The following is a 12,695-nucleotide window of genomic DNA, read 5'->3' as shown; positions in this document are numbered from 1 at the left end:
GGCGTGGCTCCCTCCTAAAGGGGGTTCCCGTGCGACTTGTGGTGTTCGTGTGGCCAAACAGCACGGTTGGGGTGCAGAATGTGCTACACAGTCCTGCAAAGTCGGGAAGAAGCAAGTCGGGGAGAGGCACGGCAAGCACACCGAGCCCGTCGCTGGTCGAGAGGTCGTAGGGGAAGACGTCCCTCGTCGAGCAAGCGGAGGTCAGCAGTGAGCACCCGTGGCAACACCCGAGGCGTGGTGTACGTCCACTCGTCGCCGTCTGCGGTTTGCCCGCACGTCGAGTGGGCCATTTCGGGCACCCTGGGTGCCCGAGTCGAGCTGAAGTGGACGGCGCAGCCCGCCAGTCCCGGACAGCTCCGCGCCGAATGCGGCTGGCGTGCGCCCGCCGGCAGCGGTGGCAAGCTGGCCGCCGCGCTCAAGGCGTGGCCGATGCTGCGCTTCGAGGTCACCGAAGAACCCAGCGCCGGGGTCGACGGCGAACGCTTCTGCTTCGCCCCCGGCCTCGGCCTGTGGCACGGGCGGACCAGCGCCAACGGCGACCTCGTGGTGGGCGAAGACCAGCTTCGCGCGCTGGTCAGCCTGACCAGGGGCGGGGAATCCTTGGCGCACAAGCTGGACGAGCTGCTCGCGGCGAGCTGGGACGAGGCGCTGGAGCCGTACCGGCACGCCGGTGACGGCGCCCCGGTCACGTGGCTGCACCAGGTCGGCTGACACCCGGCTGAGGCCGGGGGAAGGGTGAGTACCCTCTCCAGGGTGACCGCCCAACCGCCCGCCCCGTCCCGCCAGCGGTGGCTGGTGCCCGTCCTGGTGGTGGTGCTGTCCCTCACCGTCGGCGGCGGCCTGCTGGCCCGTGAGCTGTACCAGCGGCCGGAGGCGAAGCTCGCCGACGCCGCCGCCGTGGCCCCGGCCACTTCGGTGGAACGCGACGACCAGCCGGGCCCCGGCAAGGTCGAGGTCACCGACGACGTCGCGCACCACCCGCAGGGCGATGCCGTGCGCCCCGTCATCCAGGCGTACTTCGACTCGATCAACAGCCGCGATTACGGCAAGTGGCGAAGCACCGTCAGCGCCGAGCGGGCCAGCCAGAAGCCCACGGAAGACTCCTGGAAGAAGGACTACCGGTCCACGAAGGACGGCAGCATCCTGATCTACCGGATCGAGCCCGCCGCGCACACCTCGCTGCGGGTGCTGCTGGCGTTCACCAGCACGCAATCGGTCGACGACGCGCCGGAGAACTTCAAGGAGGGCTGCATCCACTGGCGGCTCGTGCTGCCGATGGTCTTCCAGGCCGGCGGCTACAAGATCGACGCCGTGGACAGCACCGGCCGCTCTCCGGAGAGCGAGAACTGCTGAAGCGGCGCCGCCCGCATACGGCGAAGAGGGCCCTCCCCACCTGGGGGAGGGCCCTCTTCGCGTAACAGGAGGCGGTCAGGCCGCCGGGGTGAACAGCAGCGCGGTGTTGTGGCCGCCGAAGCCGAACGAGTTGCTGAGCGCCGCGGTGAGCTCGACCTTGCGGTTCTCACCCGCCACCACGTCGAGCTGGACCTTCGGGTCGAGCTCGCCGAGGTTCAGCGTCGCCGGCACCACGCCCTCGTACATCGACAGGATCGTGGCGATGCCCTCCACCGCGCCGGCGCCGCCGACGAGGTGGCCGAGGGCGCCCTTCGGCGCGGTGATCACCGGGTGGTCGCCGATGGCGCTGCGGATCGCGGCCGCCTCGCCGAGGTCACCGACCACAGTGGACGTCGCGTGCGCGTTCACGTGCCCGATGTCGGCCGGGGAGAGCCCCGCCATCTCCATCGCCGCGCGCATGGCCGCGATCTGGCCGATGCCGTCCGGGTGGTTGCCGGTGATGTGGTACCCGTCCGAGGTGATCCCGTACCCGGCCAGCGTCGCGTAGACCCGCGCGCCGCGGGCCTTGGCGCGGTCGGCCCGCTCCAGCACCAGGACGCCCGAGCCCTCGCCGAGGACGAAGCCGTCGCGGCTGACGTCGAACGGCCGGGAGGCGGCCGCCGGGTCGTCGTTGCGGGTCGAGACCGTGCGCGCCTGGGCGAAACCGGCCAGCGTGATCGGGTGGATGCACGCCTCGGCCCCGCCGGCGACCACGACGTCGGCCCGGCCGGACCGGATCATCTCGTAACCGGTGGCGATGCCCTCGGCCCCGGAGGCGCAGGCCGAGGCGGGCGAGTGCACGCCCGCCCGCGCCTTCAGGTCGATGCTCACGTGCGCGGCCGGGCCGTTGGGCATCAGCATCGGCACGGTGAGCGGGGACACCTTGCGGATACCCTGCTGGTGCAACAGGTCGTTCTGGGTGAGCAGCGTCACCGGACCGCCGACCCCGGTGCCGATGGAAACGCCGAGGCGCTCCGGCACGACGTCGGTGTGCTCGTCGGTCTGCTCGGTGAAGCCGGCATCGGCCCAGGCCTGCCGCGCGGCGATGAGGGCCACCTGCTCGCACCGGTCCAGCCGCCGGGCCTGGACCCGGGCCAGCACCTCGGACGGGTCGACGGCCAGCGTCGCCCCGATCTTCACGGGCAGGCCGAGCTCCTCGACCCAGTCGGCGGTCAGCGCGCGGATGCCGCTGCGGCCGGCCAGCAGGCCGTCCCAGGTGGACGCGACGTCCCCGCCGAGGGGGGTGGTGGCCCCCATACCGGTGATCACGACGTCGTTGTTGCTCATGGGTTCTCCCCAAGGTCGGCTCCGGACCGGGGAGCTTCCCGGTCCGGGTACGCAGAGGACTTAGTTCTGGTGGGCGGAGACGTAGTTCACCGCGTCGCCGACGGTCTTGAGGTTGGCCAGCTCGTCGTCCGGGATCTTGACGCCGAACTTGTCCTCGGCCTGCACGGCGATCTCGACCATCGACAGCGAGTCGATGTCCAGGTCGTCCACGAACGACTTCTCGGCGGTGACGTCGTCCTGAGCCACACCGGCCACCTCTTCGACGATCTCGGCGAGGCCGGCGAGGATTTCAGCGTTGTCAGCCATGGGGGTTGTTCCCTTCTCGGTTCTTCTCTTCGATGGTGCCCGCGGGCCCGGTGCCCGCGGGGAAAGTATCCACTCAGGGGCAGATGAAAGCCTGCCCGGCATAGGAAAGCCCGGCGCCGAACCCGACCGCCAGCACGACGTCGCCGGACTTCGCGGTGCCCGCCTTGCGCATGTGGTCCAGCGCCAGCGGGACCGAGGCCGACGAGGTGTTGCCGGAGTACTTGATGTCGTCGGCCACGACCATCTCGTCCCGGGCGCCCGCGGACCGCAGCTTCTTCGCGATCGACTCGACGATGCGCAGGTTGGCCTGGTGCGGGATGAGCACGTCCACATCGGACGGCTGCAGGCCCGCGACCTCCAGCGCGCGCATGGCGATCGGTGCGATCTGGGTGGTCGCCCACCGGAAGACCGACTGGCCCTCCTGGTAGATGTAGCGGTCGTCGCGCATGTAGATCAGCCCGGCCAGGTCGCCGGCGCTGCCCCAGACCACCGGGCCGATGCCCGGCTCGTCGGCCCCGCCGACCACCGCGGCGCCTGCGCCGTCGGCGAAGATGATCGCGTTCGCGCGGTCGAGCGGGTCGACCGAATCGGTCAGCTTCTCCGCCCCGATCACCAGCACCTTCTTGGCCGAGCCGCCGCGGACCAGGTCCGAGGCCAGGCCCAGGCCGTAGCAGAAGCCCGCGCAGGCGGCGTTGAGGTCGAACGCGCCGGGGCCGGGGATGCCGATCCGGGCGGCGACCTGCGCGGCCGCGTTCGGGATCTGGGTGGGCATGGTGCAGTTCGGCAGGATCAGCGTGTCCACTTCGGACGGCTCGACCCCGGCGTCGGCCAGCGCGGCCGAGCCGGCGGCGACGGCGAAGTCGACCAGCAGCTCGTCCTTCTCCGCGAACCGGCGCTCGACGATGCCGACGCGGTCGCGGATCCACTGGTCGCTGGTGTCCATGAGCTGCGACAGGTCGTCGTTGGTGACGACCCGGTCCGGCTGGTGGCTGCCGGTGCCGAGGATCCGGGTGCCGCTCGGGCCGGTGGTCAGGCGCAGGGTGGGGCGGGTGGTCACTGGGCGTCCTCCTCGCGCAGCTTCGCCAGCTCGGCCGGCGTCTTCAGCGCGGTGATAGTGGTGACGACGCCCTTGAGTTGCCGCTTGACCAGTCCGGTCAGCGTGCCCGCGGGCGCGAGTTCGACGGTGCCGGTGACGCCGAGCGAGGCGAGGCCGTCCATGGTCAGGTCCCACCGCACCGGCCGGGTGACCTGGGCGACGAGCCGGTCCAGGTACTCCGCGCCGCTGGTGACCACCTGACCGTCGGCATTGGACAGCAGCGGGCGCTTCGGGTCGGCCGGGCTGAGGCCGGCGGCGTGCTCGCGCAGCGCCTGTTCGGCGGGCGCCATGAAGGCGGTGTGGAAGGCCCCGGCCACCTTGAGCGCACGGATCTTCGTGCCCTCCAGCGGCTCGGCGACGATCCGCGCGATCGCCTCGGCCGAGCCGGACGCAACGATCTGGCCCGCGCCGTTCCGGTTGGCCGCGGCCAGGCCCTGTCCTTCGAGCCACGCCACGACCTGCTCGGGGTCGCCGAGCATCACGGCGGCCATCGACGTGGGCTCCAGCGCGCAGGCCTTCGCCATCTCGGCGCCGCGCAGGGCGGCCAGCGCCACCGCTTCGGCCGAGGTGAGCACCCCGGCGATCGCGGCCGCGGCCAGCTCGCCGACGGAGTGCCCGGCCACCGGCGCGTCCGGCGGCACCGGGGCGGCCTGCTGCAGGTGCTCGAACGAGAGCAGCGAAAGGGCCACGATCAGCGGCTGCGCGACGGCGGTGTCCTGGATCTCCTCGGCCTCGGCCTGCGTGCCGAGCCGGAGCAGGTCGAGCCCGGCCCCGGCGGACCACTCCTCGACGCGCGCGCGGGCGCCGTCGAGCTCGAGCCACGGGGTGAGCATGCCGGGGGCCTGGGAACCTTGGCCGGGAGAGAGGACTGCGACTGTCACCTTTCTATGACACCACGGAGAGCCTTCCCGGCCGGATGCGGGCGGTCACCAAGTACGACCGGTGTAATTGGAGGAAACCTCCAACGCGCCGCCGTCAAACTTCGCCCTTAACCCACAAGCCTTGTGGGATTCAATCATTGCTTGCCGTGAAGTCGGTCACGGGCGGTTCACCCTCCGCCTCGGCGCGACCGGGCCGGGATCACCAGAGCCCGCGGCTGCGCGCGAGCCGGCCGACGGTCAGGGCGATCCTCAGCACCAGGGCGTCCCGCGGCTCGGTCGGGTTGCGGCCGGTCAGCTCGGCCGCCTTGCGCAGCCGGTAGCGCACGGTGTTGGGGTGGACGAACAGCGCCTGCGCGCAGCGTTCCAGCACGCCGCCGGTCTCGAGATAGGCCTCCACGGTGCGCTGCAGCGCCGGCCCCGCCTCCTCGAGCGGGCGGGCGACGAGGTCCACCAGCAGCCGCTCGGCCTCCGGGTCGCCGGACAGGGCGCGCTCGGGCAGCAGGTCTTCGGACCGGACCGGACGCGGGGCCCCGGGCCAGCCGAGCACCGCGCGCAGCCCGGACAGCGCCTCGGCCGCACTGTGGTGGGCTTCGGCCAGCGACGGCACGGTCGGACCGGCCACCACCGGCCCGTCGGCGAACACCGCGGACATCCGGGAGAGGATTTCCCGCTCTTTCGTCCCGCCGTCGGTGGGGCCGCCGATCACGATCACCAGTCGTGAGCCCTGCACCGAGAGCAGCACCGGGCGGCCGACCCGCGCGGCGCGGCTGCGGACCTCGAACACCACGGTCGGCGGGTCCTCCGACGGCGGGTTGCCCACGAGCACGGTCGCGGCCGAGGCCGGGTCCCAGCCGAGCGCGGCGGCGCGGGAGAGCACGGCCTCCTCGGCGTCGCCGCGGACGATGCCGTCGACGACCAGCGCCTCCAGCCGGGCGTCCCACGCGCCCCGCGCCTCCGCGGCGGCAGCGTAGGAATTAGCCGCGGCGAAGGCGATTTCCCGGCCGTAGCGCAGGATCCCCTCGATCAGGGCCGCGCGCTCGGACTCGTTCGCGGCGAAGTCCGGAAGCTGCTCCTCGAACACCTCGATGGCCAGCCGCACCATGCCGACGGCCTGGCGCAGGCTGATCCAGCGCGAAAGCTCGGCGGGCGCGTCGCGGAAGGCCTCCGTGGTGAGCTTCAGCGCCTCCTTCGCATCGCGCAGCCAGTCGACGAACCCGGCCGCGCCGGCCTGGGTGATCAGCAGGACGCTCGCGCGCTGGTCGGCGGGCAGCCGCGAGTACCAGACCAGCCGCTGCTCCATCACCGCGACGCTCGCGCTGGCGAGGCGCCCGGAAGCGTGCTCCAGCTCGCGCAGGGTCTTGGCGGACAGCCCGTGGTGCTTGGGCACCCGGCGTCCGGAACTCGTTTCAGCCATCTCGGCCCCGATCCTACGGGGACGGCCCCTCGGCGACCCCACCAGCAACTTCCGGTGGCGGACACGCAACACCAGGTGCTAGGAACCGGCGACGACCCCTCTCTACGATCACTCAAGGTGACAGCCGTCACCGAGTCGAACGGCAAGGGGGACTGGGGCCATGCCTGAGCCCGGACTGGAGATCGACGCGATCTCCAAGCGCTACGGCACCGTGGTGGCGCTGGAAAAGATGACCTTCGAAGTGCGGCCGGGGGAGCTGTTCGGCTTCGTCGGCAGCAACGGGGCCGGCAAGACCACCACCATGCGCATCGCCCTCGGCGTGCTCAGCGCCGACGCCGGGCAGGTGCGCTACGCCGGGGTGCCGGTGAACCACGAGACCCGCCGCCACATCGGGTACATGCCCGAAGAGCGAGGTCTGTACCCGAAGATGAAGGTCGGCGAGCAGCTGACCTACCTGGCCCGGCTGCACGGGATGTCGGCTTCGGACGCGAAGGCCTCCACCGAGCGCTGGACCGAGCGGCTCGGCGTCGCCGGCCGCCGCGACGACGAGGTGCAGGCCCTGAGCCTCGGCAACCAGCAGCGCGTGCAGCTCGCGGCCGCGCTGGTGCACGAGCCCCGGATCCTGGTGCTCGACGAGCCGTTCTCCGGGCTGGACCCGGTCGCGGTGGACGTGATGAGCGCGGTGCTGCGGGAGAAGGCGGCCACCGGCGTGCCCGTGGTGTTCTCCAGCCACCAGCTCGACCTGGTGGAGCGGCTGTGCGACCGGATCGGGATCGTCCGGAGTGGACAGATGGTGGCCTCGGGCACCGTGGCCGAGCTGCGCTCCGGCGGCGCGGTCCGGCTGCTGGTCGATGCGCCGCAGGCCCCCGAAGGGTGGGCTGCCGGGCTACCCGGGGTGACCGTGCTCGGGCGTGAGGGCTCGGTGACCGAGGTCGAGCTGGGCGAGGGCGGGGACGACCAGGCCGTGCTGCGCGCGGCCCTGACCACCGGCCCGGTGCACGAGTTCTCCCGGAAGCTGCCTTCGCTGACCGACCTGTTCCGCTCCGTCGTGAGCGAGCACCACACCGAGGAGGCCGCGGCATGAGCGAGCCCGATGTCCGGATGAGCCCGCTCTCGGCGGTCGGCCTGGTGGCCTCGCGCGAGATCGGCACGCGGGTCAGGTCGAAGGCCTACCGCATCAGCACCCTGGTCATGCTGATCCTGATCGTCGCCGTCACGGTGGTGATGAAGCTGGTCGGCGGGGGCGGCGGCGCCGACTCGACCGTGGGCTTCGTGCCCGCCGCGGCCCCGCTCGCGGCCCCGCTGGTCGCCACGGGCAAGACGGTCGGCCAGGCCATCGCCACCCAGCCGGTGGCCGATCCGCAGGCCGGCCAGGCGAAGCTGAAGGACGGCTCGATCGACGCGCTGCTGGTCCAGGACGCGCAGCGGGTGCACGTCCAGGTGAACAAGCAGCTCGAACCGGCGCTGAAGAACGTGCTGACCGTGCTGGCCGGCCAGATCGCCCTCAACGAGCAGATCCGCGGCCTCGGTGGCGACCCGGCGAAGATCGGCGCCGCCGTCGACAGCGCTTCGATCGACGAGCTGCCGCCGCTGCAGCAGCCGTACGACTACGACGGCCAGCAGCTGATCCTCGGCATCATCGCCGGCATCCTCATCTACCTCTCGCTGATGCTGAACGGCCAGAGCGTGGCGCAGGGCGTGGTCGAGGAGAAGACCTCGCGGGTGGTCGAGCTGCTGCTGTCCACGATCAAGCCCTGGCAGCTGATGGCGGGCAAGGTGCTCGGCATCGGCACCGTGGGGCTGATCCAGATGGTGGCGATCGGGGTGGTCGGCCTGGCCGCGGGCCTGGGCCTGGGGGTGCTGACCATCTCGCTCTCGGCCGCGATCGGCACCGTGGTGTGGCTGGTCGTCTGGTACCTGCTGGGCTTCTTCATGTACTCGATCGTCTTCGCCGCGCTCGGCGCGCTGGTCTCCCGCCAGGAGGACGTCGGCGGCGCGACGATGCCGGCCCTGCTGCTGGTGGTCGCCGGCTACGTGGTCGGCATTTCGGTGCTGCCCTCGGACCCGTCGAACTCCCTGGCCGAGGTCCTCTCGGTGATCCCGGTCTTCGCCCCGACGCTGATGCCGATGCGGCTGGCCATGGGCGGGGTGCCGGTCTGGGAGGCGGTGTTGTCGGTGGGGCTGGTGGTGCTGCTGATCCCGGCGCTGATCTGGCTGGCCGCGCGGATCTACCGCAACGCCGTGATGCGCACCGGCGCGAAGGTGAAGCTGCGGGACGCGATCGGCGCCGCCTGATCGGTTGCGGCGCCGGCCCAGTGGCTCGGCGTCGCGCGAAGTGCGAGTGGCCACGGACGCCCGAGGGCGTTCGTGGCCACACTCGTGTTTCGGGGCGAGTTTGTTACTGACGAGTTGGTTACTGGCGAGTCGCGGAGAATGGAGCCGGCGCGGTTTGCGCGGTGCCGGGTGAAACGCGGACTGCCGCCGGGACGGCGACGATTGCGCCGGATGGCCGCGGGCCTCTGCTCCGCTCGCCCGGGCGGTGAACTGTGCCGCTTGGTCAGGCTTGGCCGCGAGTGTGGACAAAGGCGCCGGACCCAGCCTGATGAACAAGTCACGTCGCCCGGGGAAACCCGAAGCGTATTCGCAGGGCGACCGGTCGCGTACTCGCTGACATAACCGGTGGAAATGCTCGAGGCCGCCCGACGCTTGCGGTTTACGCTGCGCCGGACGGCCTCGTCTCCCCGGTCCCCACCGGTAGGACAAGTATGGCCGCCTTTGATCTTCTCGCGCCAGTCGTCTCACTCGATCGTGGTGCACAGCACGTTCTCCGGCTGGGTACCTGGTCAGCGAACCGGTGCACAGCGGACGCCGCCGGATTCGATGCCGACCACGGTGAAGGGAGCCCGCGTGGGTGAGCAATTGAAGGACGGACTCGGACAGGCTTGGAATCTGGTGGCCACGTTCGTCCCGAAACTCGTCGGATTTCTGATCATCCTGTTCATCGGCTGGCTGATCGCGAAAGCTGTGTCCAAAGCACTGGGACTGGTGCTCGGAAAGCTCGGATTCTCGCGCCTGATCGAGAAGACCGGGCTGACCGGAATGATGAAGCAGGCGAATGTGGACGCCACCGGCATCCTGGTCAAGCTCGTCTACTACTTCATTCTGCTGATCGCGCTGCAGCTGGCGTTCGGCGTGTTCGGCGCGTCGAACCCGGTCAGCCAGCTGCTGAACGAGATCATCGCGTTCCTGCCGCGGATCCTGGTGGCGCTGGTGCTGATCGTGGTGGCCGCGGCCATCGCCAAGGTGGTGCGTGACGTGGTCACCTCCGCGCTGGCGGCGCGGCCCGCGGGCCGCCTGCTCGGCACCGTCGCCTACTGGCTCATCATGGCGTTCGGCATCATCGCCGCGCTGGGCCAGGTCAACATCGCGACGGCGGTGACCGGCCCGGTGCTGATCGCCGTGCTGGCCACCATCGGCGGCGTCATCGTGGTCGGCTTCGGCGGCGGCCTGATCAAGCCGGCCCAGGACCGCTGGGGCGGCTGGCTCGCCGGCCTCCAAGGCCAGCTCGGCAACACCCCGGGCCGCCAGCAGGTCGGTGGCCAGCCCCAGGGCGGTCACGGGACGAGCGGCCAGCTCCAGCCGTCGCAGGCCCAGACCGGTCAGACCTCCGGCGCCCAGACTCAGAGCGCCCAGACCCACAGCGGCCAGACCCACAGCGGCCAGACCCACAGCGGCCAGATTCAGGGCGGTCAGATCCAGGGCGGCCAGGGGCACGGCGGCGGTCAGGTCCAGCCCGCCCACACCCAGCAGATGCCGGGTCAGCAGACCCCGGCCCACGCCGCTCCGAGCCCGGCCCAGCCCACCCCGGGCCAGCCGTCCGGCTCCCAGCCGTCGCAGGCCCAGCCCACCCACGGCTACCAGTCCGCCCCCGACACCCCGACCCCGCCCGCCGGGTTCGGCCGCGTCGACCGCTGAGCCCCGTCTCGGCCGGAGTCCGGTGCATCGAGGGGACACCGGACCCCGGCCGAGTCGTCGGCGCCCCATCGGCGCCCCCATCGGCTCCGCCTGGCTGGCTTCTCGCCGACCCCCGCCCCCACCAGCTCCGCCCGGCTGGCTTCTCGCCGACCGCCGCCCCCATCAGCTCCGCCCGGCTGACCGCCGCCTACCGTCGCCCCGGCCGCCCGGCCCCTTCGCCGCCTCGGCCCGGCCGCCCCGCCGTCTGCCGCGTTTCCCGCCTGTAGCTTGCCGCCCGCGAACCACCTCGTCGTAGCTACGCCCGCGACCCATCGCCCGACCCGGCCGCGCCCCTCGACGTCGCTGTCGCGCCTCGCCGTCCACCCGGCTGGATGTCTCTCGCCTCACATCGGCCGGGGAATGGGGTCGCGGTGCTGCATGTTGGGAGCGGTAGAGCGGAAGGGGTGGGACCGTGGAGTTCCTGCTGCACCACGGCGTGACCGTGCTGGGCCAGTGGATCTCGATCGCCGAGCTGGCGGGCCAGGTGTTCGCGCTGGCCGTGGTGTTCCTGGCCGAACGGCGCACGCTGTGGACCTGGCCGGTGCAGGTCGGGGCGACCGTCCTGCTGTTCTCCGTCTACCTCTCCGCGCACCTCGGCGGACTGGCCGGCCGCCAGATCGCCATCCTCGCCATCTCGCTCTACGGCTGGTGGGCCTGGAACCGGCGCAGCGATCCGGTCTACGGCGTCGTCGTGCGCAAGGGCCGCTGGGCCGAGCGGGCGGCGATGCTCGGCGGTTTCGCGGCCGGCACCGTGGTCATGGCGCTCGCGCTGCAGGCGCTGAACGCGTCGTGGGCCCCGTGGCCCGACGCCGCCATCTTCGTCGGCACGCTGGTGGCCTTCGGTGCGCAGGGCGCCGGGCTGGTGGAGTTCTGGCTGGTCTGGCTGGTGGTCGACGCGATCGGCGTGCCGTTGCAGATCTCGTCCGGGCTGTACTTCTCCGCGGCCATCTACGTCGTGTTCGCCGCGCTGGTCGTGCACGGCTGGTGGAGCTGGAACCGCACGGCCAAGAGCGTGTCCCGGCCGTCGGTCACGGCCACCGCCAAGGGTTCGTGAGCAGGACGGCACCGACCGGCCTCGCCGCTCATCAGGGGTTCAGCGCAGGGTGGCGTGCGAAGGTTCGAGGTCCTGGATCCGCCGGACCCCGAGCAACTGCATGGTCCGGACCAGTTCAGTGCGCAGGATGTCGACGCACCGCTGCACCCCGCGCTCGCCGCCGGCCATCAGCCCGTACAGGAACGCGCGGCCGATCAGCACGGCGTCCGCGCCGCGGGCGAGCGCGGCCACGATGTCGCCGCCGGAGAGGATGCCGGTGTCGACCCAGACCTCGGCACGGCCCTGGAGCCGGTCGAGCACGGCGGGCAGCAGCTCGATCGGCGTCGGCGCGCGGTCGAGCTGACGGCCGCCGTGGTTGGACAGCACCACCGCGTCGGCCCCGTGCTCCACCACGGCATGGGCGTCGTCGACGTTCTGCACGCCCTTGACCACCAGCCGGCCCGGCCAGGTGCGGCGCACCCAGTCGAGGTCGTCGAAGTCGAGCGTGGGGTCGAACAGGATGTCCAGCAGCTCGGCCACGGTGCCGCCGAAGTGGGTGAGCGAGGCGAAGGTCAGCGGCTCGGTGGTGAGCAGGTTGATCCACCACGCGGGGTGCATCGCACCGTTGGCGAAGGTCTTGAGCGTCAGCGCCGGCGGGATGGTCAGCCCGTTGCGGACGTCGCGCAGGCGGGCGCCGGCCACCGGGGTGTCGACGGTCAGCAGCAGGGTGTCGTACCCGTTCTCCCAGGCCCGATTCATCAGATCTTCACCCGCGCCGTGGTCGTTCCAGACGTAGAGCTGGAACCACCGGCGTGCGTCCGGCGCGGCCTCGGCGAGGTCTTCGATCGAGGTGGTGCCCATGGTGGACAGGCTCACCGGGAGGCCGTTGCGCTGGGCCACCCTGGCCACCGCGCGCTCGCCCTCGTGCTGCATCATCCGGGTGAACCCGGTGGGCGCGAAGGCGAACGGCAGCTCCGAGCGGCGGCCGAGGATCTCCGTGCTCGTGTCCACATCGGACACGCCACGCAGCACGTGGGGGTGGAATTCCACCCGCCGGTAGGTCTGGCGGGCCCGGCGGAGGCTGTCCTCCAGCTCGGCCGCGCCGTCGGTGTAGTCGAACGCGGCGCGCGGGGTGCGCCGGCGCGCGATCGTCCGCAGGTCGGCGATGGTGTGGGCGCCGGCCAGCCGCCGGTCGGTCGGGTTGAGCACGATCGGCTTGGGCCGCAGGATCTGCTTCAGTTCGCTCGGCCGCGGCAGGCGACGCTGGGTCAC

12 protein-coding genes are annotated in these 12,695 nt (G+C 71.7%); 6 read left to right on the top strand and 6 right to left on the bottom strand.

Annotation, left to right across the window (positions count from 1 at the left end; translation table 11 throughout):
* Positions 1 to 207 precede the first annotated feature (207 nt).
* Entirely contained in the window at positions 208 to 711 is a 504-nt protein-coding gene (locus NYF13_RS31345) for a DUF3145 domain-containing protein (protein ID WP_315661544.1), read from the top strand.
* A 42-nt stretch (positions 712 to 753) separates the two neighbouring features.
* The gene (locus NYF13_RS31340) at positions 754 to 1,353 is read left to right on the top strand and encodes a hypothetical protein (protein WP_315661543.1); all 600 of its coding nucleotides are present in this window, start codon (positions 754 to 756) and stop codon (positions 1,351 to 1,353) included.
* A gap of 75 nt (positions 1,354 to 1,428) precedes the next feature.
* On the opposite strand, the gene NYF13_RS31335 is transcribed toward NYF13_RS31340, so the two are convergent.
* The 5 genes from NYF13_RS31335 to NYF13_RS31315 form a co-directional block, all read right to left on the bottom strand.
* Positions 1,429 to 2,679 (bottom strand): beta-ketoacyl-[acyl-carrier-protein] synthase family protein, encoded by a 1,251-nt coding sequence (locus NYF13_RS31335; protein WP_315661542.1) that lies wholly within the window; start codon positions 2,677 to 2,679, stop codon positions 1,429 to 1,431.
* A gap of 60 nt (positions 2,680 to 2,739) precedes the next feature.
* Entirely contained in the window at positions 2,740 to 2,985 is a 246-nt protein-coding gene (locus NYF13_RS31330) for an acyl carrier protein (protein ID WP_315661541.1), read from the bottom strand.
* A 73-nt stretch (positions 2,986 to 3,058) separates the two neighbouring features.
* Positions 3,059 to 4,042: a beta-ketoacyl-ACP synthase 3 gene (locus NYF13_RS31325; RefSeq protein WP_315661540.1), complete on the bottom strand. Its 984-nt coding sequence runs from the start codon at positions 4,040 to 4,042 to the stop codon at positions 3,059 to 3,061.
* A complete protein-coding gene (locus NYF13_RS31320) occupies positions 4,039 to 4,962 on the bottom strand; it encodes an ACP S-malonyltransferase (protein WP_315661539.1) in 924 nt (307 codons plus the stop codon). Before NYF13_RS31320 ends, NYF13_RS31325 begins: the two co-directional genes overlap by 4 nt.
* Before the next feature lie 199 nt (positions 4,963 to 5,161).
* Positions 5,162 to 6,376, bottom strand: a complete 1,215-nt coding sequence (locus NYF13_RS31315) for a helix-turn-helix domain-containing protein (RefSeq protein ID WP_315661538.1) — start codon at positions 6,374 to 6,376, stop codon at positions 5,162 to 5,164.
* A gap of 160 nt (positions 6,377 to 6,536) precedes the next feature.
* On the opposite strand from NYF13_RS31315, the gene NYF13_RS31310 reads away from it, so the two are divergent.
* The 4 genes from NYF13_RS31310 (at position 6,537) to NYF13_RS31295 (ending at position 11,444) form a co-directional block, all read left to right on the top strand.
* Positions 6,537 to 7,460 carry an ATP-binding cassette domain-containing protein gene (locus NYF13_RS31310; protein ID WP_315661537.1) on the top strand — a complete coding sequence of 308 codons (924 nt, stop codon included), beginning with the start codon at positions 6,537 to 6,539 and terminating at the stop codon, positions 7,458 to 7,460.
* Positions 7,457 to 8,671, top strand: a complete 1,215-nt coding sequence (locus tag NYF13_RS31305; protein WP_315661536.1) for an ABC transporter permease — start codon at positions 7,457 to 7,459, stop codon at positions 8,669 to 8,671. Before NYF13_RS31310 ends, NYF13_RS31305 begins: the two co-directional genes overlap by 4 nt.
* A 612-nt stretch (positions 8,672 to 9,283) precedes the next feature.
* Positions 9,284 to 10,351: a mechanosensitive ion channel family protein gene (locus tag NYF13_RS36840; protein ID WP_396287776.1), complete on the top strand. Its 1,068-nt coding sequence runs from the start codon at positions 9,284 to 9,286 to the stop codon at positions 10,349 to 10,351.
* Positions 10,352 to 10,802: 451 nt separating this feature from the next.
* Positions 10,803 to 11,444, top strand: coding sequence for a nicotinamide mononucleotide transporter family protein (locus NYF13_RS31295; RefSeq protein ID WP_315661535.1), 642 nt, complete (start codon positions 10,803 to 10,805; stop codon positions 11,442 to 11,444).
* A gap of 39 nt (positions 11,445 to 11,483) precedes the next feature.
* On the opposite strand, the gene NYF13_RS31290 is transcribed toward NYF13_RS31295, so the two are convergent.
* Positions 11,484 to 12,695 (bottom strand): alpha-hydroxy acid oxidase, encoded by a 1,212-nt coding sequence (locus NYF13_RS31290; protein ID WP_315661534.1) that lies wholly within the window; start codon positions 12,693 to 12,695, stop codon positions 11,484 to 11,486.

The organism is Amycolatopsis sp. PS_44_ISF1 (assembly GCF_032335455.1).
GTDB lineage: Bacteria > Actinomycetota > Actinomycetes > Mycobacteriales > Pseudonocardiaceae > Amycolatopsis.
This window is presented reverse-complemented; position numbering and strand designations above follow the sequence as displayed.